Origin of the sequence: Saccharopolyspora hattusasensis (assembly GCF_050972075.1) — a bacterium.
Taxonomy (GTDB): domain Bacteria; phylum Actinomycetota; class Actinomycetes; order Mycobacteriales; family Pseudonocardiaceae; genus Saccharopolyspora; species Saccharopolyspora hattusasensis.
The window spans coordinates 3,097,077-3,120,184 of sequence record NZ_JBPCDC010000001.1 but is presented as its reverse complement, the minus strand read 5'-3'; the positions used below and the strand labels follow the sequence as shown (position 1 = coordinate 3,120,184).

Sequence of the window (23,108 nt, the reverse complement as noted above, 5' to 3'; positions counted from 1 at the left end):
GCGGCGTGAGCAAGGGAACCTTCCTGCCATCACGGGAGGACAAGTTCCCTGCTGTTCTCGGTCGAAGACGGGAAACCGGGCCATTCCACGTCCACCTGCAATGCCCGCGGGGCGGCCATGTGCTGCGCCAACTGGCCGGTCGCCCTCGGCGAGCAAACGTCCAGACCGACAGCCTTCACGAGTGCTCGCTCCGCTCTGCTACCCGATGGCGTCGATCCATCAGCGACCAGGCTTCAGGAGCGCGAAAGGCGTGCGGATCTTCGTCCCGTAGGCGGCGCAGCGAGGTGGACGACGTGCTCAGCGCCGAAAAGTGCGAGCAACACCTTGGATCATTCGGATTCCTCCTCGTGGCCACGGAGCCGAGAAGGGACGAGCCCTGCTGCCACCCGCGTGGGTGGGGCAGGGCTCTTCGAGTTGTGGCTTTCGCCGTCACTCGCCGTCACTCGTCGTCGGCGTCGTCGCGGGCGAGGAAGGTGGCGAGGCGTTCGGTGGCGTCCTCGAAATCGGGGTTGAGGTCCACGAAGGCCCGCATCCGGTCGGCGACCCAGGCCAACGTGACCTCGTCATCACCGCGACGATCTTCGAGTTCCTCAATGCCGCGGTCGGTGAAGTACACCGTGTCCTCCTAAATTTGTCCGTCCGTGACCGGTGCGATCGGGATTGGCAGAACAGCAGAGTACGAAACGCCTCGACGGATGCAGCACTGGAACCACGAGTGTTCGGTGACAGGAAGGTTCCCATGCTCCACGGACGTTTCCGGGCTGTCCGCCGGAGACCCGGGAGCCGAACTCTATGCCGCCGCCCCAAACTGATCCCAGCCGGGGAGCCTGAAGTGAGGATGGGAACCTTCCTGCCACCCGCAAGCCGCCGCGGCGCGGGTTCGGCAGTGGCACAGCGCAAAAAACGGGCCGCCGGTTCCGGGTGGAACCGGCGGCCCGCTCCAGCCGCGGATCAGGCGAAGGCGTTCTGCACGACCTCGGCCTGCTCGACCTCGTGGACCTTGGCCAGGCCGGTGGCCGGGGCGGCCATCGGACGGCGCGAGACCCGCTGCAGCTTGCCGACCAGCTGCGGGAACAGCTCCGGCAGCGCCAAGCCCAGGAACGGCCAGGCACCCTGGTTAGCTGGCTCTTCCTGCGTCCACCGGATCGACGTGGCGTTCGGGTACCGTTCGAACAGCGCGCCCAGCTTGCGGTGCGGCAGCGGGTAGAGCTGCTCCAGCCGGACGATCGCGGTGTCGGTGATGCCGTGCTTGTCCCGGTGCGCCGCCAGCTCGTAGTACAGCTTGCCGGTGCACAGCACCACGTTGCGCACCGCAGCCGGGTCGGGCTGCGCCAGGTCGTCGATCACCGAGGTGAACTTGCCTTCGGTGAAGTCCTCGACCGGACTGGTCGCGGCCTTCAACCGCAGCATCGACTTCGGCGTGAACACCACCAGCGGGCGATGGATGCCGTCCAGCGCGTGACGGCGCAGCAAGTGGAAGTAGTTCGCCGGAGTCGACGGCATCGCAACCGTCATCGACCCCTCGGCGCACAGTTGCAGCCACCGCTCGATGCGACCGGACGTGTGGTCCGGGCCCTGGCCCTCGTGCCCGTGCGGCAGCAGCATGACCACGTCGGACCGCTGGCCCCACTTCGCCTCACCGGACGAGATGAACTCGTCGATGATCGACTGGGCGCCGTTGAAGAAGTCGCCGAACTGCGCTTCCCACAGCACCAGGGAGTCGGGGTTGCCGACCGAGTAGCCGTACTCGAAGCCCACGGCCGCGAACTCCGACAGCGCCGAGTCGTAGACCAGGAACTTCGCCTGGTCGTCCGACAGGTTCTGCAGCGGAGTGAACTCAGAGTTGTCCTTGCGGTCGATCAGCACCGAGTGCCGCTGGACGAACGTGCCTCGCCGGCTGTCCTGACCGGTCAGGCGCACCTGGCGGCCCTCCATGACCAGCGAGCCGAACGCCAGCAGCTCGCCGAACGCCCAGTCAATGCCGCCCTCGCGGCCCATCTTGGCGCGCCGCTCCAGCACCGGCTTGACGCGCGGGTGCGGGGTGAAGCCCTCGGGCAGGTTGATGTGCGAATCGGCGATGCGCTCCACGGTCTCCCGCGGGATCGCGGTCGTCAGTCCGCGCGGCACCTGCTGCTCGGACTCCACCGACGGGCTCGGCGCCGGCGGGTGCTTCTCCAACTCGCGGACCTCGTTGAACACGTGCTCCAGCTGAGCGGCGTAGTCCTTCAGGGCCTTCTCGGCCTCTTCGACGGTGATGTCGCCGCGGCCGATCAGAGCCTCGGTGTAGACCTTGCGGACGCTGCGCATCTTGTCGATCGCGTCGTAGATCTTCGGCTGCGTCATCGACGGGTCGTCGCCCTCGTTGTGCCCGCGGCGGCGGTAGCAGACCATGTCGATCACGACGTCCTTGCCGAACGCCTGGCGGTACGCCACGGCCAGCTTGGCGACCCAGACGCACGCCTCCGGGTCGTCACCGTTGACGTGAAACACCGGGGCACCGATCATCTTTGCCACGTCGGTGCAGTACTTGCTGGAGCGCGAGTGCTCCGGCGCAGTGGTGTAACCGACCTGGTTGTTGACGATCACGTGCACCGTGCCACCGGTGCGGTAGCCACGCAGCAGCGACAGGTTCAGCGTCTCGGCGACCACGCCCTGGCCGGCGAACGCGGCGTCACCGTGCAGCAGCACCGGCAGGACGGTGAAGCCCTCCTGGCCCTTGTCCAGGATGTCCTGCTTGGCGCGGACGATGCCCTCGAGCACCGGGTCGACGGCTTCCAGGTGCGACGGGTTCGACGTCAGCGACACCTTCGTCTCGCCGTCGCCGAACATCCGGAAGTACTTGCCCTCGGCACCGAGGTGGTACTTGACGTCGCCGGAACCGTGCGCCTGCCCCGGGTCCAGGTTGCCCTCGAACTCCCGGAAGATCTGCGAGATCGGCTTGCCGACGATGTTGGCCAGCACGTTCAGCCGACCGCGGTGCGGCATGCCGATGACGACCTCGTCGAGCTCGTGCGCCGCCGAGGTGTCCAGCACCGCGTCCAGCAGCGGCACAACGGTCTCGGCGCCTTCCAGCGAGAACCGCTTCTGCCCGACGTACTTGGTCTGCAGGAACGTCTCGAACGCCTCGGCCGCGTTGAGCTTCGACAGGATGTACTTCTGCTCGGACGGCTCGGGCTTGGTGTGTGGCTTCTCGACCCGCTGCTGCAGCCATTCGCGCTCGTCGGGTTCGAGGATGTGCATGTACTCGACGCCGACAGTGCGGCAGTAGGAGTCGCGCAGCACGCCCAGCACGTCGCGGAGCTTCAGGTGCTCCTTGCCGGCGAAGCCGCCGACGGCGAACTCCCGGTCCAGGTCCCACAGTGTGAGGCTGTGCGAGAGGACGTCGAGGTCCTCGTGCCGCCGCTGCCGGTAGTTCAGCGGGTCGATGTCGGCCATCAGGTGGCCGCGAGTGCGGTACGCGTCGATCAGCTCGAGCACGCGGGCGGTCTTGTCCACCGCGCCCTCGGGGATGTCCTGCGTCCAGCGCACCGGCTCGTACGGGATGCGCAGCGAGGCGAAGATGTCGTCGAAGAACCCGTCCTCGCCCAGCAGCAGCTGGTGCATCTTGCGGAGGAAGTCGCCGGACTCCGCGCCCTGGATGACCCGGTGATCGTAGGTGGACGTCAGCGTCACGATCTTGCTGATGCCCATGTCGACCAGTGTCTTCTCGCTGGCGCCCTGGAACTCCGCCGGGTAGTCCATCGCGCCGACGCCGATGATCGCGCTCTGACCCTTGGTCAGCCGCGGCACCGAGTGGTTGGTGCCGGACGGGCCGGGGTTGGTCAGCGAGATCGTGGTGCCGGCGAAGTCGTCGGCGGTCAGGGCGTTGCCGCGGGCCTTGCGGATGATGTCCTCGTAGGCCTGCCAGAACTGGTGGAACGTCATGTCCTCGCAGCCCTTGATGGAGGCGACCACGAGGTTGCGAGACCCGTCCTTGGCCGGCAGGTCGATCGCCAGGCCCAGGTTGATGTGCTCCGGCGTGACGGCAGCGGGCTTGCCCTTGGCGTCCTCGCCGTAGTGGCGGTTCATGTTCGGGAAGTCCCGGACCGCCCGGACCAGCGCGTAGCCGATCAGGTGCGTGAAGGAGACCTTGCCGCCCTTGTTCCGCTTGAGGTGGTTGTTGATGACGATGCGGTTGTCGAACAGTAGCTTGGCCGGCACCGCGCGCACGCTCGTCGCGGTCGGCACGGTCAGCGACTGATCCATGTTCTTGGCGATCGCGGCAGCGGCCCCGCGAAGCGTCTTGACGTCCCCGCCGGCCTGGGGCTCCTTCACCGGAGCGGCCCTGGCGGCCTGCTGCGGCGACGGCTTGGGCGCGGGCTTGCTCGCCGGGGGCGCGGTCGTGGCGGCGGCCGGCGGGGCCTGACCATTGGTCTCACTGGGGCGCGTCACCGTGGCCGTAGTCGTCGGAGCCGCTGCAGCGGCGGCCGCAGCAGCGGTGTTCTCGATTGCTGCCTGGCCCGGCTTGTAATCGGCGAAGAATTCGTGCCACGCCGAGTCTACGGAAGTGGGATCTTGGAGGAACTGCTCGTACATCTCCTCGATCAACCACTCGTTGGGGCCGAACTGTGACGCAGGGCTGCTGGACACGGCTGGCGTTCGCCTCGATCCATATGCTCGTGATTTACAGACACACTCAGGTACCAGGCTAGCGGTCCGATTCGCGAGGTTGACACACAGTGCGGCCGTTCGGTCGACGAGGTCGGTCACAAAATCGATCAGGAAAGACCAGCTCGCGGGTAACGGGCCCCGGTCCGCTCGCGTCAACGATCATCGACCGCACTCACATGCCCCACTCGAAGTCGGCGTTGCTCGGTACTACTCCATCTGGGTTGTCGCCCAACACCAGTATGACGTTTCATCGACACGCTGTGTTCCCGTCCCGCGGGCGAGGTTTCTCGCATTTCGGACGGCGCGGCACTCCAGTCCCACCCGCCCCGGGACAGTGTGACCGATCCCGCTCACGGTTGCGGAGCGTGTCCGAAAAGTCCCCATCCGTGCAAGCCGGCGTCACCGTCGTCCGCTGCGGGGCGGTGACAGGAAGGTTCCCTTCCACCACCCCAGCAACGCCTGTGCCGGGCTGCGGATGACAGGAAGGTTCCCTTCCTCACGTCAGGACCCATGCTCGCGCGCCCCGTCGGTGACAGGAAGGTTCCCTTGCTCGACTCCGGCACCACGCCGAGCCGCTGGGGCGTGAAATGACAGGAAGGTTCCCTTCCTCACATCACATGGGCCGGGCAGATGCGGTGGATGACAGGAAGGTTCCCTTGCTCGCGTCCGGCTAGGCGATGTTGGTCTCGCCGATCTCCGGGGTCTCCTCGCTCGGTGCACCGTCCGCCGCCCGCCACAGGCGCGCGTAGTGACTGTTGTCCGCGAGCAGTTCGGCGTGGCTGCCCTGCTCGACGATCCGGCCTCCGTCGACGACCACGATGCGATCGGCGCGGGCGGCGGTGGCTAGCCGGTGCGCGACGACGAAAGTCGTGCGCTGGGCCGCGACCTGGTCGCTGGCCGCAACCACCATCGATTCCGTCGCGGGGTCGAGCGCCGCGGTTGCCTCGTCGAGCAGCAGGACGTCGGGGTCGACCAGTTCTGCCCGCGCAAGCGCGACCAGCTGTCGCTGGCCCGCCGACAGTCCGCGCCCACGCTCTCCCACCTGCTGACGGAAGCCTCGCGGCAGCATGGCTATCCCCGGCAGCGCCCCCACCGCCCGGGCCGCTGCCTCGACCTCGGCCGGATCGGCGTCCGGGCGCGCGTAGGCGATGTTGGTGGCGATGTCCCCGGTGAACAGGTGGCCTTCCTGCGGGACCACGGCGAGCCGCCGGTGGAACGCCGCCAGGTCGTACCTGCGGATGTCCTGTCCGTCGACCAGCACCGCGCCGTCGGTGGCGTCGTAGAACCGGGCGATCAATTTGATCAGCGTCGACTTCCCGGCGCCGGTCGCGCCGACCAGCGCCACGGTCTCGCCGGGCCGCACCCGCAGCGCGATGTCGCGCAGCGCGAACTGGTCGGTGCCGGGGTAACGGAACGACACCGATCGCAGCTCGATGCCGCCTTCGAACCGTTCCGGCACCGGGGCGGGGTCGGTGGCGGAGGGCACCGAAGTGGGCGTCCGCAGCAGTTCCCCGATCCGCCGCAACCCCACCTTGGCCTGCTGGTAGCCGTCGAAAACCCCGGATAGCTGCTGCACAGGCGAGAAGAACAAGCCGAGGTAGAGCAGGAACGCGACCAGCACCCCGGCGGTCAGGTCGCCCGACGCGACTCGCGCCGCGCCTACCCCCAGCACCACTGCCTGCGCGATCTCCGACAGCAGCGCGACGAACGGGAAGTAGGTCGCGATGTAGCGCTGGGCGCGCAGCCGGGACCGCCGGTAGGCGTCGCTGCGCTGCGCGAACACCTTCGCAGCGTGCCCTTCGCGGCGGTGCGCCTGCGCCACCCGCATACCGGCGACGTTCTCCTGCAGGTCGGCGTTGACGGTGCTCACCCGCTCGCGCGCCTCGGCGTAGGCGGTCGCCGAGACCTTGCGGAAGATCAAGGTGGCTACCAACAGGACCGGCAACACCGCCATCGCCACCAGCGCCAGCGAAACATCGGTGATCAGCAGTGCGCCCGCGATGCCGAACAACGTCAGCACGCTCACCACGAAGGTCGCCAACCCGGTCTGCAGGAACGTCGACAACGCGTCGACGTCGGTGGTCATCCGAGTCATGATCCGGCCGGCGAGCTCGCGCTCGTAGTAGTCCAGCCCGAGCCGCTGCAGGTGTGCGAAACTGCGCAATCGCAGCAGGTAGAGCAGGGTTTCGCCGGTTCGCGAGGTGATGACGGTCTGCAGCTTGACCACCAGCCAACCCCCGGCGACGATCACGGCGCCCAGGCCCGTGGCGATCCACAGCGCATCGAGGTCGCCTGCGCTCACACCGCCGTCGATGCCCTGGCGGACCAGTGAGGGCAACGCGATCGACGTCAGCGCGTCCCCGGCCACCAGCAGCGCTGTCAGCAGCAGGCCCCAGCGGATCGGCCGCAGCAGCCGGGGGAGCTTGAAGTCCGGGTCCGGCGCGGTGGGGTCTTCGCCGCGCAGATCGGGCTGGTCGGTCGCGGGCGGCAGCTTCCGGATGCCTTCGATCAACTCGGGTGTCGGCGGCATCGTCATGCCGCCCATGCCGCGCGATCCGGGCGTCGTGGCGGCGTTGCCGGTGACCGCCGGTTCGGCGTCGTCCTCCGGTGGCCAGAGCTCCGGCGTGATGCCTTCAGAACCGGGCACGACCCGGCCGTCGCAGCGATTGTCGATCGATTCCCCAGGCCGGGCGAGCAGCGACCGGAACAGCTCGCAGCGCTGGTTCAGCTCATCCTCGGTGCCGATGTCGACGACGTGTCCTTCGTCGAGCACCGCGATCCGGTCGGCCAGGGCCAGCGTCGACCGGCGGTGCGCGATCAGCAGTGTGGTGCGCTGCGCGGTGACCAAGCGGAGGGTGTCGTGGATGGCCGCTTCCGTCGCCGGATCCACCGCCGACGTCGCGTCGTCGAGCACCAGGATGCGCGGGTTCGAAAGCAGCGCCCGCGCGAGCGCCACGCGTTGGCGTTGCCCGCCGGACAGCGTCAGGCCGCGCTCGCCGACCGTCGTGTCGTATCCGTCGGGGAGAGTGCTGATGAACTCGTGCGCTTCGGCCGCTTTTGCAGCGGCGATCACGTCGGCTTCCGAAGCGTCAGGACGGCCGTAAGCGATGTTGCCGCGAATGGTGTCGGAGAACAGGAACGCCTCCTCGAACACCAAACCGACCGCGGCGCGCAGCGAATCCAGCCGCAGGTCGCGGATATCGTGGCTCACCGAGCCGTCGTCGGCGGGACCGATCTTGATGCTCCCCGAGTGCAGGTCGTAGAAGCGCGGCAGCAGCAGCGACACCGTCGACTTGCCCGATCCGGCGGAGCCGACCAGCGCCACCGTCTCACCCGGACGGACCTGCAACGACGCGTTGCAGAGCACTGGCTGATCACGGGTGTAGCCGAAGCTCGCGTCGTCAAGCCGGACCTGCAGCGGCCCTTCCGGCAGCGTTGCCGCTCCGGGCTTCTCCTGCACCTCGGGCTGGGAATCGATCAGCTCGTGGATGCGTTCGACACCTGCGCGCGCGAGCTGCGCCTGGATCATCACGCTCGACAACATCCGGGCAGGACCGGCCAACATCGCCACGTACCCGGCGAACGCCACGAACGTCCCGAGGCTCACCTGGTCCTGCAGCACCATCCAGCCGCCCAGGCCGAGCACTCCGACCTGCCCGGCGGAGGGCAGCGCGGCCAAGCTCGCCGCAGGCATGGAAGTCATCCGGGCCGCGCGCAGCCGCTCGCCGAACAGCCGACGAGCACGGCGCTCCAGCCGCCCGACCTCGCGGTCTTCCTGGCCGAAGCCCTTAACGACCCGGACACCCGTGACGGTTTCCTCGACGTGCTGCGCGATGTCCGCGGCCCGCTGCTGCGCCGACCAGGTCGCCGGGAACAGGCTCTTCTTGCTGCGCGCCGAAACCACCGCGATCAGCGGCGCCACGACCAGCGACACCACCGTGAGCATCGGCGACAACCACAACATCACCACGATCGCGAAAAGCGCGAGCACCGCGGCTCCGGCCGCCAGCGGCAGCATCGACAGCAGCGAGTTCACCATTTGCAGATCGCTGATGGAGCGGGACACGACCTGCCCGGTGCGCAGCGCATCCTGCTTCCCGCCGTCCAGCCGCTGCATCGCCGCGAACACCGCGCGGCGCAGGTCGTGCTGGACGTCGAGGGCGAGCCGCCCGGCGCTGTAGCGGCGGACGAACGCCGACGCGAAGCGGAACACGCCGAGCGCGAGGAGCGCGATCACGATCCACAACAAGCGGTCGGTGCTGTGCGCGACGGCATCATCCACCGCGGCCTTGGTCAGCAGCGGAACCAAAGCCTCCAACCCGACAGCCGTTACGGACGCGCCCATCGCCAACGTCAGAGCAACGGGGTGCCGACGGCAGGCGGCGAAGAGGCGACGGATCCAACCACCGGAAGACGGACGGGGATTACCGGAGTCGCTCACACCCGCCAGGTTATGCCGCCCTACCGACCATGCAGACCGGCCGAACGTTCTGTGACCCCCGCCAAACGGAGAGGCGGTTAGAGCAAGGGAACCTTCCTGTCACCACAGCAGCCGCGACCGGCGCCGGGATTGACAGGAAGGTTCCCTTGCTCACATCACGAGGTGGCCGAAGGCCGGAGTGACAGGAAGGTTCCCTTCCTCGCAACGCCAGGCGTGGCCAGTGCCCGGAGTGGCAGGAAGGTTCCCGTGCTCACGTCGCTGGACCTCTCCGATGGCTGGGCGATGGCAGGAAGGTTCCCATGCTCACGTCGTCCGCCTCAGCTGATGTCGCGTCGGCGGCTGACCAGCCAGCCACCGGCGATTAATACGGCGGCGTATCCGAGGAAGGTGAGCAGGCTCGCCCACCACGGGTGGCCGTAGCTGCCGCCGAAAAAGAGGTGCAGGAACTCGAAGGCCGCCCGCGGTGTGTTCGGCTCGTCGGGTCCCGCCACCGCGGTGACGAACAGCGGCACCGCGAGGTTCGCGACGATGCCGTTCCCCGCCGTCCCGGGCAAGTAGGGGCTGATACCGGCGGCGGGGGATTCGATCAAGCTCAGCGAGAGGATGAACTCGACCATGAACTTGTAGACCAGCGGCACGATGATCGCGAGCACAGCGTTCGCGACCAGCGCGCCGAAGCCCACGCCTAGCAGCGTCCACAGCACCATCGCGAGCACCGCCGCCGCGCCGACGCTGAGCCAGTCGCCCAGGCTGCCGAAACCGCCGAAGTCCCGGCCCGCGCCCACCAAGCCCCCGACGCTCGCGAAGAGCACATTCGCGAGGCCGTAGAGGAGACCGACGCCCGAGCAGGCGATCAGCTTCGCCACCAGCACCGCACTACGCGGGTTACTTGTGAGATAGGTCGTGGTGATGCTCTTGTTCCGGAACTCGCCGGCAAAGGCCATCGCGCCGAAGAGCGCCGCGAAGATCGTGCTGAAGTTCGTCGACATCGACACCGAAAGCAGCCCGAGAGGCACCGCCCGGTCGAACTGCTCCACCGCGTCGATGAGCGCGACGATGGAGCTGCCCAACCAGCCCGCGCCGAAACCGAGCAGCGCCACCGGGATGAGCAGCGCCCACCACAGGCTGGTGCTGAAGATCTTGCGGAACTCCGCCTTGACGAGCCCGCTCATCAGGCATTCCCCCCGAATCCTTGGCCGCTCGGGGCAGACCACTGCGCGCCGTGCTGCTGGACGCCGTTGTACTGGCCGTTGGTGAGCTGGAAGAACAGCTGCTCCAGGCCGATCCGCTCGTCCTGCATCCCGTACAGCGCGACCCCGGCCTCCAGCGCGAGGTCCGCGACCGCGCGGGAGTCGGAGCCGGTCACGGCGATCCGGCCGTCCGGGAGGTATTCGATGCTGTACCCCGCTTCCTGCAGCTTGTCGACGAGCTTGCTGGGGTCGGCGGCCTGCACGAGCGCCCGGGAGCGTTGCGCGGCGCGGAGCTGATCGAGGTGGCCGTCGAAGACGCAGCGCCCGCGGCTGATGATCACCAGCTGGTCCACGGTGTGTTCGATCTCCCGTAGGAAGTGGCTGGACATCAGCACCGTTCGACCGCTCGCGGCGAAGGCCTTCAGGAAGTTCCGCAGCCAGGCGATGCCCTCCGGGTCCAGCCCGTTGGCCGGCTCGTCCAGCACCAGCACCTGCGGGTCGCCGAGCAGCGCGGTGGCCAACGCCAGCCGCTGCCGCATGCCCAGCGAGAACGTGCCCGCCTTGCGCTTCGCGGCGGCGCTCAGCCCGACGAGTTCGAGAGCCCGGTCCACCTGCGCGTCCGGTACCTTCATCGCGGCGGCGTAGCACCGAAGGTGCTGGCGCGCGGTGCGGCCCGGGTGGAAGCTCTGCGCGTCCAGCACGGCTCCGACCACGGTCGCCGGGTTCGGCAGCTGGTGGAACGGCAGGCCATTGATCGTGGCCGTGCCCGCAGTCGGCGTGACCAGGCCGAGGAGCATCCGCAACGTGGTCGTCTTGCCCGACCCGTTGGGCCCCAGGAACCCGGTCACCGAGCCGGGCCGCACCGTGAAGTCCAGGTCCTGCACCGCGTTGACCGGGCCGAAGCTCTTGCTGAGTCCCTGCACAATGAGCCGGCCACTGCCGTCGTGCACGCGTCCCTCCATCCGTCACCCGTTCAGCCGTCGGTGACCATCCTGCCGGACAACGACGTGTGCTCAGGCGCGGAGCCTTAGTTTTCCCAGGTTGTTATCAGCGGCCCGCGGCGGATCCGGTGGGGGCGAGGAGCCCTCAGGCCAGCGGATGGACCGGTCGATCACGGACGCCCGGTAGACCCTGCCTAACCCGTTTCGAGGTGGCCGATCGTCATAGGAGTGAGCGGCGGCGGCGTGGGGGTGGGTGCGAGGTGGTCATGCCGGGGCGGATGAACTCGTTGGTGTCCCAATCGCTCGGGCCCGGGACCTGTCGAGGAGACGATCGGGTCGGGGATGACTTCGACGTCCTTCGTGTCAATCCTCCGACCTGCGCCGCAGATTCCGTCGCAGCGTTTCCAGACCGGTGCCGCAGGCGTGCGCGGGCTGCCCGCAATGATCATCGATGATGCTGCCGGTGCGCCGTCAGCCACACGGTGCACGGCCACGGTCGGCTGCGCGGCGCGCCCTGGCAGGAACGGCACCTGCCGGCCTCGTCCGGATCGTGTTCGTCGAGCAGGGCGCGGAGGTGAGCAGGTAGGAGGTGAGCAGGTAGAGCTGGGTGCGGGCGAGGGGCAGCAGCACTTCGGGGGTGTCGTCCGCGGTTGTGAGGTCGAGCCGATCGAGGACAGCTCTTCGCAACGCGCGTCTGTCACGTCGTCTCCCACCGTCGTTTTCGAGTGCGTCGGTGCTGCCGACAGGGATCGCGGGAACGGGTGCCCCGCCGACTCCATTGGGTGACGTCGGCAGTCGGGGCGCACGCCTGTACGGACACCACTGGATGCTCACCCCGTCGAGTGGTTATCGGTTCGGCTTGAAATTGGCGGCCATGCGGCGGCCCGCGTCGTCGGCAAATGGGCGATCGTGGCCTACACTGACGGTGGCGGCCTGCTCCCGGTGACCCCCAGGCTGGTTGAGCGGGCCGCCCCGTTCGGCTGTTTGAGCCCGTCACTCTTTCGGTGGTCTGAGTCTGTTCGTGCGACTGAACGGTGTCCCGGATCCTGTTGCGACGACTTCCAAGCCAGCGGGCATTCGAAGCTGTTGGGAGCAAGGGAACCTTCCTGCCATTCGTGGCAGGAAGGTTCCCTTGCTCCCAGTGCGATCAGCCCAGGACGCTGCTGAGCGGGGTGCTGGTGAGGCCGTGCGCCTCGGCGACCGGCTCGTTGACCAGCTTGCCGTCGTGGGTGTTGAGGCCACCGGCCAGCGCGGCGTCCGCGCGGCAGGCCTGCTGCCAGCCCTGGTCGGCGATGCGCAGCACGTACGGCAGCGTGACGTTGGTGAGCGCGTGCGTCGACGTGTTCGGCACCGCGCCCGGCATGTTGGCCACGCAGTAGAACACCGAGTTGTGCACCCGGTACGTCGGGTCGTCGTGCGTGGTCGGGTGAGAGTCGGCGAAGCAGCCGCCCTGATCGATGGCGATGTCCACCAGCACGCTGCCCTGCTTCATCTCAGACACCAGGTGGTTGGACACCAGCTTCGGCGCCTTCGCACCCGGGATCAGCACGGCACCGATGACCAGGTCCGCGGCCCGCACCGCCTGCTCCACCGAGTACCGGTTGGACGTCACGGTGCGGATTTGGCCGTGGAAGTCGCGGTCGATCTCGCGGAGCTTGTCGACATTGGTGTCGAGCAGCTCGACATCAGCACCCATGCCCATCGCGACGCGCGCGGCGTTGAGGCCAGCGACGCCACCGCCGATCACCACGACCCGCGCCGGGTGCACGCCGGGAACACCGCCCGGCAGCACGCCGCGGCCACCGCTGGGGCGCATCAGCGAATAGGCGCCGACCTGCGGGGCGAGACGCCCGGCGACCTCGCTCATCGGCGCCAGCAGCGGCAGGCTGCCGTTGGCGGTCTGCACCGTCTCGTAGGCGATACCGGTGACCCCGGACTTCAGCATCGCGTCGGTCAGCTCGGCGGAAGCCGCCAGGTGCAGATAGGTGAACAAGACCTGGTCCCGGCGCAGCCGCGGGTACTCCTCGGCGATCGGCTCCTTGACCTTGAGTACCAGCTGGCCTTCCGCCCACACCTCCTCGGCGGTGGGCAGCACCTTCGCGCCGGCCGCGAGGTAGTCCTCGTCGGGGATCGAAGAGCCCGCGCCGGCGTTCGTCTCCACGAAAACGTCGTGGCCGCGGGTGGTCAGCTCGTGCACGCCCGCAGGTGTGATCGCGACCCGGTACTCGTTGTTCTTGATCTCGCGCGGCACTGCGATCTTCACGGCGGAATCCTTTCGTCTCCTGTTGCGCACAACAATCCGCTGCCACTGCGGGGGGCGCATCATTCCCGCCGAATGAGATTGCCCCGCGCGCTTTGTGCTCGCAGCACAAAGCCCGTGGAGCGCCGATCCAGCGCGCGGACGGGGGCACGGACGGGGGCACGGACGGCGGACATGGCAGGAAGGTTCCCTTCCTCGCAACCGACCGGCAGCCCGGCGAAAGCAAGGGAACCGTCCTGCCACGAATGACAGGAAGGTTCCCTTGCGCACGTCACCGAGGGGCTCTGCCGCCCGGCTGTGACAGGAAGGTTCCCTTGTTCGAGCCCTGGGCGAGCTCGCTTGGCCTTGGGTGACAGGAAGGTTCCCTTGCTGTCAGCCGTGCTGCGCCCATCGGTCGGCGAGCAGCTGCGCGAACAGCGCGGAGCGGACGTTGGGGTCTTCGAGGTCGACTTCCACGAGTTGGGTGAGCCGCTTCATCCGGTACCGGAAAGTGTTCGGGTGCACGCGCAACTCGCGGCTCGCCTGCCGGGGATCGCCGGGGTGGCGCAGCCACGCGTGGAGCGTGGCCAGGTATTCGGTGCCCTGCGTTCGGTCGTGCTCGCGCAGCACCGGTAGCGGGCCGAGGGCACCGATACCGGCGTCGGTCGCCGCACCGGCCATCCGGCTGAGCACCAGCAGATGCCAGTTCTCCTCGTACACCGCCACCCGTTGCTGCAGTTGGCCGGTGCGCAGCAAGCTGATCAGCTCCTCGGCTTGCGACCGCGACTGGGGCAGCTCGGCGACCGCCACCGCGGTGCCCACCGCGATCAGCGGGCGCGGCGAAACGTCGTGGGACGTGAGCGCTGCCCGCAGATCCGGCCAGCCGCCCGCGCGCCCCCGGTCTGGCACCAGCGCGTAGAGCATGGTGCCGATCTCGGTGACCAGCGGGCGCCGCCCGATTCCGCGCGTGATCCATTCCCACATCGCCAACCGGTGCCCTTCCGCGGGGCTGGCGGACGGGGGCATTTCGATGGCGACGACCCGGTGCGCTTCGGCGGGCACCGCTAGCTCGTTCGCTGCCGCCCGCCAGCCTTCGCCGCCCTCCAGCAGCAGCCGCACCTGCTCGGCGGATCGGCGGCGCTCCGCGTCCGCCACCGCACGCCACCGCAGCAGTTGCAGCGCGACCAGCGGTGCGGTGTCGGCGAACGCGGTGGAGCGTTCTTCGGAAACCTCGCCGGGGACCACAGCCCACATCGAGCCGAGCAGTTCACCGCCCATCCGGATCGGCACCACCAGCCGGGGCAGGGTGCCGTCCTGCTGGGCGGGCACGAAGATCGCCGAACTGCCCTTGCTGAGCTGGCGGAACGTGCCGCGGGCGCGGAACTTGGCGAGCACGTCGTCGGGCTGCCGCCGGCCCATGATCGTCGAGATCCGCGCCGGGTCGGTGAGGTCCTGCCGGGCGGAGTAGGCCAGGACCTGGGAGCGCGCGTCCTCGATGGTGACCGGCGCGTCCACCACGTCCGCCACCGCGTCGGCGAGCCGGAACAGGTCCCCGACCCCGGTGCTGGACGCGTCGGCCTCCTCGATCTCGGTCCCGGCCAGCGCGGCACGGATCAGCCACACCAACTGCGCCCACGCCGTGCCAGGGCGGACCTCGACCAGCGCCACCCCGGCGTCCCGGGCTGCCGCGGCCACCGCGTCGTCCGCCGAAATCGGCGGTTTGAGAAGCACCGCCGCGGCACCCTTCGCGCCGCAATCCCTCGTCAACGCCACCGCGTGCTCGCGGTCCGGGATGGCCACGCCCAACACGAGGTCGCCGCCCGCCGCCGTCGGCGGCTGATCGGGTTCGGCGATGACGACGTCCCCGACGCACACGATCGGTTCCGGGGCGACCACGGTCCGCAGCAGTGTGGGGCCGACCCGCTCGACCAGTGCCCGGATGTCCAGCATCACCGGCCTCCTGAATACCTCGGGCCGCCTCCGTGCGTTGTGGGGGAGGGCATTGACACCAGGACTGGCCCGTTTATCGTTGCTGAGCACACCGACAATCGCATACCGGCCCTCGACCCCGTGCGGGAGAGACCCTGCGAGCTCACGCCGAGCCCCCAGGGCGCCGAAGGAGCAAGACTCCCCACAAACTCTCAGGCACCCATGACCGTTCGGGCGAGGCAACTCTGGAAAGCGTGCGTCTCATCGACGCTCCACCCACGGTGCAAGCCGCGAGGCCCGCGGCGAAGCTCTCAGGTTCCGCAACAGAGGGGGAGGCCCAGCCACCACGGGCACGAGTGCCCCCCGACTGCCTTGGAGCCTCCCGACATGTCCCTGCCTGCGCACCTGCGTTATTCCGAAGAGCACGAGTGGATCGAGGACCGCGACGAGCTGGTCCGCATCGGCATCACCCAGCACGCCGCGGACGCGCTCGGCGACATCGTCTACGTGCAGCTTCCCGAGGTGGGCGACAAGATCGAAGCGGGCCAGGCCTGCGGGGAACTGGAGTCCACAAAGTCCGTCAGTGACCTGTTCGCCCCGGTGACCGGCGAAGTCGTGGCGCTCAACGAGTCCGTCGTGGACGACCCGGCGCTGCTCAACGCGGAGCCGTTCGGCGACGGATGGCTGCTCGAAGTGCGCCCGACCAGCACCGGTTCGCTGCTCACCGCTGAGCAGTACGCCGAGCTGATCGCGGAGTAACGGGCCAAGCGAGGTAGGAGGCGGTCAATGGCGATCAGCGTCTTCGACCTGTTTTCGGTGGGTATTGGGCCGTCCAGTTCGCACACGGTTGGTCCGATGCGCGCGGCGCGGTTGTTCGTGCAGCGGTTGCACAGCGCGGGCCGGTTGCCGCAGGTCGAGCGGATCAAGGCGGAGTTGTTCGGGTCGTTGGGTGCGACCGGGCATGGGCACGGTAGTCCGAAAGCTGTGCTGCTGGGTTTGGAGGGGCACAGTCCGGAGACTGTTGATCCGGCGGCGGTGGAGGGCCGGGTCACCGAGATCCGTGAGTCCGGCCGGTTGCGTTTGGATGGGGTGCAGGAGATCCGGTTCATCGTGGACCGTGACTTGGTCATGCACCGGCGCAAGTCGTTGCCGTTGCATCCCAACGGGATGCGCTTCGCCGCGTTCGGTGCCGATGATGCCGAGCTGGACAGCGCGGTGTTCTACTCGGTGGGCGGTGGCTTCGTCGTCGACGAGGACGCTACCGGCACTGATCGGATCAAACCGGACGAGACCGCGGTGCGGTACCCGTTCCGCACGGGTGTGGAACTGCTCGCGCGGACCGAGGAGTCAGGGCTGCCGATCAGCGGTGTGATGCTGGCGAACGAGTTGTCCTGGCGTGGTGAGGATGCCGTGCACAAGGAGTTGCTCGGTATCTGGCAGGTCATGCGTGAATGCGTTGACAACGGCTGCCGCAACTCCGGTGAGCTGCCCGGTGGGCTGAAGGTCCGTCGTCGGGCGGCGGAGCTGGCGGCTTCGTTGACCGAGCGCGACGATCCGCTGGAGTGGGTCACGCTGTTCGCGCTCGCGGTCAACGAGGAGAACGCGGCTGGTGGGCGGGTGGTGACCGCGCCGACCAACGGTGCGGCCGGGATCGTTCCTGCGGTCCTGCATTACTACACGCGGTTCGCGCCCGGCGTGGATGATGCTGGTGTCGTGCGGTTCCTGCTGGCGGCGGGTGCGGTCGGCGTGTTGTTCAAGGAGAACGCGTCGATTTCGGGTGCGGAGGTCGGTTGTCAGGGCGAGGTGGGTTCCGCGTGTTCGATGGCTGCTGCCGGTCTCGCTGAGGTGCTGGGTGGAACGCCGAGACAGGTGGAGAACGCCGCGGAGATCGCGATGGAGCACAACCTCGGGTTGACCTGCGACCCGATCGGTGGGTTGGTGCAGATTCCGTGCATCGAGCGCAACGCGGTCGCGTCGGTGAAGGCGATCACGGCTGCGCGGATGGCGTTGCGCGGCGACGGCAGCCATTTCGTTTCGCTGGACAAGGTGATCAAGACGATGCGGGAGACCGGCCGGGACATGAAGGTCAAGTACAAGGAGACGGCCCGCGGCGGCCTCGCCGTCAACGTCATCGAATGCTGACCCTGCCGCGCGACCAGCGCGAGCACGGGAACCTTCCTGCCACCATCCGCCGGAGAGCTCTGCCACGTGAGCATGGGAACTTTCCTGTCACCTGGTGTGCGGTGAACGTGTCCAGATGCCAGCGGTGGAGTCCTTCTGCCGTCGGCATCGGCGTGCCCGTTGGTGCGAGGATGGGAACCTTCCTGTCACCGCCGGGCCGCCGGAGAGCTCTGCCGCGGGAGCATGGGAACTTTCCTGTCACGACTCGGCCCGGGTTCGTGAGGATGGGAACCTTCCTGTCACCGGCCTTCGTCGTCCCAGCCGAGGCGGGCGACCAGGCCGGCCCGGGTTCGTGAGGATGGGAACCTTCCTGTCACCGGCCTTCGTCGTCCCAGCCGAGGCGGGCGACCAGGCGCGGCGTGTCGACGCCGGCGCAGAGCACGACGTGCCGCGCGTGGTAGATCGCATCGGCCTTCTGGAACTCGACCGTGCCGTTGTCCAGCACCAGCAGGCTGTGGATGTCGTTGGCGACGATGTGGTCGCCGACCGAGCCGGCCAGCGTCTCGATCATCGCCCGCCGGATTGCCCCGACCCGGGGCGCGCCTGCCGTCGAAGCACTGCACGTCGGCGCCGCGCCGCAGCAGGCCGTCCGTGGTGGACAGCCCGAGTACCCCGGCGCCGATCACCGCGATGTGTCCAGTTACCTCTTGTGCTCAGCCATTTCCCGCTCCTCCAGCCGATGCCGTCGTCTGGCTCTCCTGGCGGCAGCCGGATCCCAGGATGCTTGGCCACCCCCGCCGCGACATCACGTGTTCTCGGGAGCAGCGAAGCGACGATGCCGCCTCGCGCTGGGCGAGGCGGCATCTCCTGTAGGGGAGCGGAGAATTTAAGTGTCTGCAGTGGTCGATTTGCTGTAGGCAGCATGCCTGCGACAGGGCGGGTTCTTGCCTTTGAAACGGCGAAGCCGCTTAGCGCAACTAAGCAACTTGCACCGCCGCGGGTTCTCAGACTGTGCCCACCCCGTCGGGGTTCTTGGCGAGGCCAGTCCGCGAAGCCGCGTATTGGTCATACGTAAGCCGGGGCTCCCGGAGGCCAGGCGGCGTCTGTAATTCCCGCAGGGGGGACGCCACCTGCACCGCTAAGCAAAGCGAGTTCTCACGGTCTTCGCGATCAGCCTTCCACGAACTTGAGTCCGGCTATGCCGACCACGATCAGCCCGAGGAAAGCCAGCCTGGACACCGTCATGGGTTCGCTCAGGAAGACCATCCCCACTGCAGCGACGCCGACGGTGCCGATGCCGACCCAGATCGCGTAGGCGCTGCCGACCGGCAGCTCCTTCAGCGCCACCGAAAGCATGCCGAGGCTGATCATGGCGACGGCGATGCCCAGCACCGCCGGCCACACCCGGGTCAGGCCTTCGGCGTGCTTCAACGCCAACGACCAGACGATCTCCAGCAGGCCCGCTACGACGAGGATGACCCAAGCCATTGCTGCTTCCCTTGTTCCAGAAGGTGAACGCACGCCGCCGTCAGGCGTTGGCGCCGGCGTCGACGAGGATGCCGGTGCCGGTGATGTTGCGACCGCCCTCGCCGGCCAGGTACGCGACCGCCGCCGCGATGTCGGCCGGGGCGTTGTAGCGGCCGAGGGCGGTCAGGGCGCGCTCGGCGTCCGCCTCCTCGCCGTCGGCCGGGTTCATCTCGGTGTCGGTGGAGCCCGGGTTCACCAGGTTGACCGTGATGCCGCGCGGACCGAGGTCGCGGGCGAGGCCCCTGGTGAAGCCGGTCAGCGCCGACTTGCTCAGCGAGTACAGGCTCAGGCCGGGGCCGGGAGTCCGGTCGGCGAGGTTGCTGCCGATGCTGATGATCCGGCCGCCCTCGGGCAGGTGTTTGACGGTGGCCTGCACCGCCACGAACACCGCCCGCACGTGGATGCCGACCGTCTCGTCGAACTGCTCCAGCGTCAGTTCGTCGATGGTCGCCCACGGGAAGATCCCGGCGTTGTTGACCAGGATGTCCAGCCGGCCGAACTCCGCGACCGTCTGCTCGACGGCGCTGGTCACGGCCGCTGCGTCGGTGGCCGGGGCCGCGAACGCCGCGCCGCGTCGGCCGGCTCCCTTGATCTTGCCGACCACGTCGTTGGCCCGGTCGGCCGAGGTGTTGTACGTGATCGCGACGTCGGCACCGTCCGCGGCCAGTCGCTCGGCGACTGCCGCACCTATGCCGCGGGCACCACCGGTGACCAGCGCGACCTTGCCGTCCAAGCCCGTCATGAAGCCCTCGATTTTCTGTGTCGAACGATATATAAATGGCTATCATCGCTACCCTCGGGTGTCAACAAGCCCGCTGGGAAAGGTGTGAAGCGGTGCGGGACCCGCGCCGCCTTGGGAGGAGGGGAAGCCGATGTCGCCACGTGGGCGCCCGCGCAGCTTCGACCGGGAGGCCGCCCTGCGAACCGCCATGGAGCTGTTCTGGGAACGCGGCTACGAGGCCACGTCACTGAGCGACCTCACCGGCGCGATGGGGATCAGTTCGCCGAGCCTGTACGCCGCGTTCGGGTCCAAGGAGGACCTGTTCCGGGAAGCGGTCGCGCTCTACAACAGCGCCGACGAGGCGGTCGGCGAAAGGCCGTTGCAGCGGCAGCCGACCGCGAGGCGAGCGATCGAAGCCATGCTGCGCGACAACGCCGACGCATACGTGGATCCGAACACTCCACGCGGATGCATGGTGGTGCTGGCGGCCACCAACTGCACTCCGGAGAACAGGCGGATCCGGGATTACCTCGCCGAATGCCGGAGGGACGATTTCCGCGCCGTGCAGGCCAGGTTGGATCGCGGCATCACCGACGGGGATGTGCCACCCGGTGCGGATCTGGAGACGATCGCCTCCTTCTACCTGACAGTCCTGCAAGGACTGTCCATCCAGGCCCGGGATGGGAGTTCCCGCGAGACCATGCACGCGGTCATCGACTGCGCGATGCTGGCCTGGGACGGGATGGTGGCCGCGCCGGTGGAGAGCCGCGATGGCTCATTATCGGTCTGAACCGGTGGCCGGACACCGACGGGGGCCGGTGCCCGGCGCGCACTCCAGCCCGCGATGCTGCTCCTCGGGCTCACGGAAGCGCTGCACACCGTTGGCGAGCACTCGCGCGTCCTGGAGCACACGGTGTTCGCCCTGCCCCGCGCGAAAGCGGGCTCGCTGGTGCGTACCGAGCTGCTCGCGATGCACGCGCACGGACTCACCTCGATCGGCGATCTGGAGGCGGCGTCGGCGGCAGCGACCAACGCGGTTCACGTCGCGAACCGCGCGAGAACACACGGCGCGCTGGTGCGCGGGACGGGCGGGCGGAGCAGAGTTTCCCTTGCGCAGGGCAATATTCCCGCCGCCATCCGGTACGCGACCGAAGCCGTGCGGCTCGGTGACCGCGCCGACGACGTCGGGCGGACCCGGCACCCCAGGCTGCACCTCGCCGCCGCGCTGACAGCAGCCGACCGCCTCACGGAGGCCGAAGAGGAGCTGGCCAAGGACGAGCAGGACGTCGCCGAACTGGAGACGGTGTGGTCGCAGCCGCCGCGCTACCTGTGCCGGGCCGCAACGGATCGGTTGTGCACAACTTAATTTGGCGCTGCCTTGTTCGGGCGGACGAGTCGCCGTTGGCCTTGGACCGGCCGGTGTGCGTCGCGCTGTACAGCGCTTCGCGAGCGTTCACCGGCTTGTACCGGCCGCTTCTGGAGGAACTCGGGCTGACCTATCCGCAGTACCTCGTGATGCTGGTTGCTCCGGGAACGCGAGTCGGTGACGGTGAAGGAGCTCGGCGCCGCCCTACGGCTCGACTCCGGCACGTTGTCGCCGTTGCTGAAGCGACTGGAGGCGCGCGGTCTGATCGTGCGCCAACGCAGCCTCATGGACGAGCGGTCCGTGGCCGTCGCGTTGACGGCCGACGGCTCGCAGCTGCGGGGGTAGGCTCGGTGCATCCCGGACCAGATGGTGTTGGCGTACCCCGAGCAGCTCTTCGCCGCCGGGTACGCGGCGTGCTTCCACAGCCCGCTCCAGCTGGTGGCGCGCCGCGCCAAGGTCGGCATCACCGATTCGTCGGTCACCGCCCAGGTTCGGCATCGGTCGCAACGGCGACGGCGGCTTCGGCCTCAGCGTCGGCCTGGTCGTCGACCTGCCAGGCGTGCCGCGCAAGCAGGCGCAGGACCTCGTCAACCCGGCGGACGAGGACTGCCCGTACTCGAACGCGATCTGCGGCAACGTCGAGATCGAGCTGCGGGTCGCCTGACTCAGGTGAACAGCACGTAGATCAGGCCGGAGCAGCCGGCGAGCACCGACAAGGCGGCCGCCGCCGCGGGTAGCGCCCCGCCGGGCAGCGGGGTCTCGGCGCGCAGCCCGCGTTCGATCCGGAGGTGCCGTCGCCAGGCGAGCCAGCTGATGGCGGCCCCGAGCGGCAGGGTGAGCGCGCCGCAAACCGCCGCCGCGAGGGTGCTCTCGTGCGCGATGAGCCGCAGCAGCACCAGCAGGCCGACGACGAAGGTGAGCGCGGTGCGCAACCACGCGAGCGTGGTCCGTTCGATCTGCAGCCCCGGATCCCAGGGCCCGCTGGGGTTCTCCACGTCAGAACCCGGACACGAACAGCAGGACGCAGGCGGCGATGCCGATCGCGCCGAGCCCGTAACCGATGACCGGCGCCAACCGCGGCGCGGGCAGCGGCCGACCGCGCCGCAAAGCCCGCTCGGTAGCTATCCACCGGGCGAAAGCCGTTGCGCTGCAAAGCACCCCGCCCAGCAGCAGCAGGACCGCCAGCGCCGTCCGCAGTGGACTCGCCTGGCCGGTGGCCGCGTTCAGGGCCTCGATGCCCACACCCCCGGCCATCAGGGCCAGCGCGGTGCGGATCCAGGCCAGGAAGGTGCGTTCGTTGGCGAGGGTGAACCTCGGGTCTGGGTCGGAGCCGTCCCGGTACAGCCGCCGTGGCCAGCGCGAATCGCGGTCTTCAGGGTCGGTCGCCATGGGCTCACGGTAACCCTCCCGGACCGTGGGACGAGAGCCCTTGTCCGTCGGTCGCAGCCGGTGCCGGGCCCCGCACGCAGCGGGGCCCGACCGCGGCATCAGAAGGAGAACACCTTCCCAGTAGCAGCGCCGGCCACGCAGTCGTTCGGGAAGGTCTTCTCGAAGGTGACCGGCTTGCCCTGCCACCTGCCCTTCGCCGAAAGCGTCACCGGTTTGTAGTTGAGCGGGCAAGCGGAGTGCTCGGTGGTGAGCTTCGTGAAGTCGCCGTTGGCGTCCTTCAGCGCCTGACACGCGTCATTCGCGTACGGATGCGATCCGCCGGTGGGCTCGCAGGTCAGGAACGCGGTCCTGATGTCCTCGCGCGCCTCGCCGCGGATCGACAGGTTCATCATGCTGCCGTGCGCCGACGACGCGGGTTCCGCGTTCGCGAGCGCCGGTGCCAACGCGGTGCCGACCAGAGCCGCGGCGGCGAGGCAGGTCCGGGCGATGAGCCGTTTTGCAGCCATCTCGTCATTCCTCCTGGGTTTTGAGTGACGATTCGCTTCTCTTTATCGCCGAAGCCGAGGAAACCGCGGCAGATGCGACGGCAGATCA

Annotated in this window: 19 protein-coding genes, 2 pseudogenes and 2 riboswitches; of the genes and pseudogenes, 6 read left to right on the top strand and 15 right to left on the bottom strand. The window is 68.6% G+C overall.

Annotated elements, in window-relative coordinates:
• Positions 1-29: 29 nt before the first annotated feature.
• The 9 genes from ACRXBZ_RS14110 to ACRXBZ_RS14070 form a co-directional block, all read right to left on the bottom strand.
• Positions 30-179: a hypothetical protein gene (locus tag ACRXBZ_RS14110; RefSeq protein WP_433879523.1), complete on the bottom strand. Its 150-nt coding sequence runs from the start codon at positions 177-179 to the stop codon at positions 30-32.
• A 260-nt stretch (positions 180-439) separates the two neighbouring features.
• Positions 440-616, bottom strand: coding sequence for a DUF6104 family protein (locus tag ACRXBZ_RS14105; protein WP_010304877.1), 177 nt, complete (start codon positions 614-616; stop codon positions 440-442).
• 335 nt (positions 617-951) lie between these two features.
• Positions 952-4,575, bottom strand: a complete 3,624-nt coding sequence (locus ACRXBZ_RS14100) for a multifunctional oxoglutarate decarboxylase/oxoglutarate dehydrogenase thiamine pyrophosphate-binding subunit/dihydrolipoyllysine-residue succinyltransferase subunit (protein WP_246869133.1) — start codon at positions 4,573-4,575, stop codon at positions 952-954.
• A 745-nt stretch (positions 4,576-5,320) separates the two neighbouring features.
• Positions 5,321-8,995, bottom strand: a complete 3,675-nt coding sequence (locus ACRXBZ_RS14095; RefSeq protein ID WP_433879522.1) for an ABC transporter ATP-binding protein — start codon at positions 8,993-8,995, stop codon at positions 5,321-5,323.
• 413 nt (positions 8,996-9,408) lie between these two features.
• Positions 9,409-10,263, bottom strand: coding sequence for an ABC transporter permease (locus ACRXBZ_RS14090; RefSeq protein WP_433879521.1), 855 nt, complete (start codon positions 10,261-10,263; stop codon positions 9,409-9,411).
• Complete coding sequence (locus tag ACRXBZ_RS14085; RefSeq protein ID WP_433879520.1) at positions 10,263-11,231, bottom strand: ABC transporter ATP-binding protein; 969 nt, start codon at positions 11,229-11,231, stop codon at positions 10,263-10,265. The genes ACRXBZ_RS14090 and ACRXBZ_RS14085 overlap by 1 nt, the downstream gene beginning before the upstream one ends.
• Before the next feature lie 462 nt (positions 11,232-11,693).
• Complete coding sequence (locus ACRXBZ_RS14080) at positions 11,694-11,909, bottom strand: hypothetical protein (RefSeq protein WP_433879519.1); 216 nt, start codon at positions 11,907-11,909, stop codon at positions 11,694-11,696.
• 460 nt (positions 11,910-12,369) lie between these two features.
• Positions 12,370-13,485: an alanine dehydrogenase gene (gene ald, locus ACRXBZ_RS14075; protein ID WP_433879518.1), complete on the bottom strand. Its 1,116-nt coding sequence runs from the start codon at positions 13,483-13,485 to the stop codon at positions 12,370-12,372.
• Positions 13,486-13,854: 369 nt separating this feature from the next.
• Positions 13,855-15,411: a PucR family transcriptional regulator gene (locus tag ACRXBZ_RS14070; protein ID WP_433879517.1), complete on the bottom strand. Its 1,557-nt coding sequence runs from the start codon at positions 15,409-15,411 to the stop codon at positions 13,855-13,857.
• A 113-nt stretch (positions 15,412-15,524) separates the two neighbouring features.
• Positions 15,525-15,629, top strand: a riboswitch (glycine riboswitch).
• A riboswitch (glycine riboswitch) is annotated at positions 15,630-15,727 on the top strand.
• Between the two features lie 50 nt (positions 15,728-15,777).
• Between ACRXBZ_RS14070 and gcvH the strand changes: the two genes are divergently transcribed.
• Both gcvH and ACRXBZ_RS14060 read left to right on the top strand, forming a co-directional pair.
• Positions 15,778-16,149 carry a glycine cleavage system protein GcvH gene (gene gcvH / locus ACRXBZ_RS14065; protein WP_168585204.1) on the top strand — a complete coding sequence of 124 codons (372 nt, stop codon included), beginning with the start codon at positions 15,778-15,780 and terminating at the stop codon, positions 16,147-16,149.
• Positions 16,150-16,176: 27 nt separating this feature from the next.
• Positions 16,177-17,532 (top strand): L-serine ammonia-lyase, encoded by a 1,356-nt coding sequence (locus ACRXBZ_RS14060; RefSeq protein ID WP_433879516.1) that lies wholly within the window; start codon positions 16,177-16,179, stop codon positions 17,530-17,532.
• A 352-nt stretch (positions 17,533-17,884) separates the two neighbouring features.
• On the opposite strand, the gene ACRXBZ_RS14055 is transcribed toward ACRXBZ_RS14060, so the two are convergent.
• The 3 genes from ACRXBZ_RS14055 to ACRXBZ_RS14045 all read right to left on the bottom strand — a co-directional run bounded on the left by ACRXBZ_RS14055 (position 17,885) and on the right by ACRXBZ_RS14045 (position 19,780).
• Positions 17,885-18,082 (bottom strand): hypothetical protein, encoded by a 198-nt coding sequence (locus tag ACRXBZ_RS14055; protein WP_433879515.1) that lies wholly within the window; start codon positions 18,080-18,082, stop codon positions 17,885-17,887.
• Between the two features lie 599 nt (positions 18,083-18,681).
• Positions 18,682-18,999 carry a DMT family transporter gene (locus ACRXBZ_RS14050; RefSeq protein ID WP_433879514.1) on the bottom strand — a complete coding sequence of 106 codons (318 nt, stop codon included), beginning with the start codon at positions 18,997-18,999 and terminating at the stop codon, positions 18,682-18,684.
• A gap of 40 nt (positions 19,000-19,039) precedes the next feature.
• Entirely contained in the window at positions 19,040-19,780 is a 741-nt protein-coding gene (locus ACRXBZ_RS14045; RefSeq protein ID WP_433879513.1) for an SDR family NAD(P)-dependent oxidoreductase, read from the bottom strand.
• A 130-nt stretch (positions 19,781-19,910) separates the two neighbouring features.
• Here ACRXBZ_RS14045 and ACRXBZ_RS14040 point away from each other — a divergent pair, with 130 nt between their 5' ends.
• The 4 genes and pseudogenes from ACRXBZ_RS14040 to ACRXBZ_RS14025 all read left to right on the top strand — a co-directional run.
• Positions 19,911-20,549 (top strand): TetR/AcrR family transcriptional regulator, encoded by a 639-nt coding sequence (locus ACRXBZ_RS14040; protein ID WP_433879512.1) that lies wholly within the window; start codon positions 19,911-19,913, stop codon positions 20,547-20,549.
• Positions 20,550-20,603: 54 nt separating this feature from the next.
• On the top strand, positions 20,604-21,125 hold the full coding sequence (locus ACRXBZ_RS14035; RefSeq protein ID WP_433879511.1) for a hypothetical protein: 522 nt from the start codon (positions 20,604-20,606) through the stop codon (positions 21,123-21,125).
• Between the two features lie 35 nt (positions 21,126-21,160).
• Positions 21,161-21,464 (top strand): annotated as a pseudogene (locus tag ACRXBZ_RS14030) (MarR family winged helix-turn-helix transcriptional regulator); the annotation flags it as partial.
• 27 nt (positions 21,465-21,491) lie between these two features.
• A pseudogene (locus ACRXBZ_RS14025) lies at positions 21,492-21,572 on the top strand (hypothetical protein); the annotation flags it as partial.
• Between the two features lie 218 nt (positions 21,573-21,790).
• Here ACRXBZ_RS14025 and ACRXBZ_RS14020 read toward each other — a convergent pair.
• From ACRXBZ_RS14020 to ACRXBZ_RS14010, 3 genes are all read right to left on the bottom strand, one after another.
• Positions 21,791-22,120, bottom strand: a complete 330-nt coding sequence (locus ACRXBZ_RS14020) for a DUF202 domain-containing protein (protein WP_433879510.1) — start codon at positions 22,118-22,120, stop codon at positions 21,791-21,793.
• A 1-nt stretch (position 22,121) separates the two neighbouring features.
• Positions 22,122-22,514, bottom strand: a complete 393-nt coding sequence (locus tag ACRXBZ_RS14015; protein WP_433879509.1) for a YidH family protein — start codon at positions 22,512-22,514, stop codon at positions 22,122-22,124.
• Between the two features lie 98 nt (positions 22,515-22,612).
• Positions 22,613-23,020, bottom strand: a complete 408-nt coding sequence (locus ACRXBZ_RS14010; RefSeq protein ID WP_433879508.1) for an SSI family serine proteinase inhibitor — start codon at positions 23,018-23,020, stop codon at positions 22,613-22,615.
• Positions 23,021-23,108 lie beyond the last annotated feature (88 nt).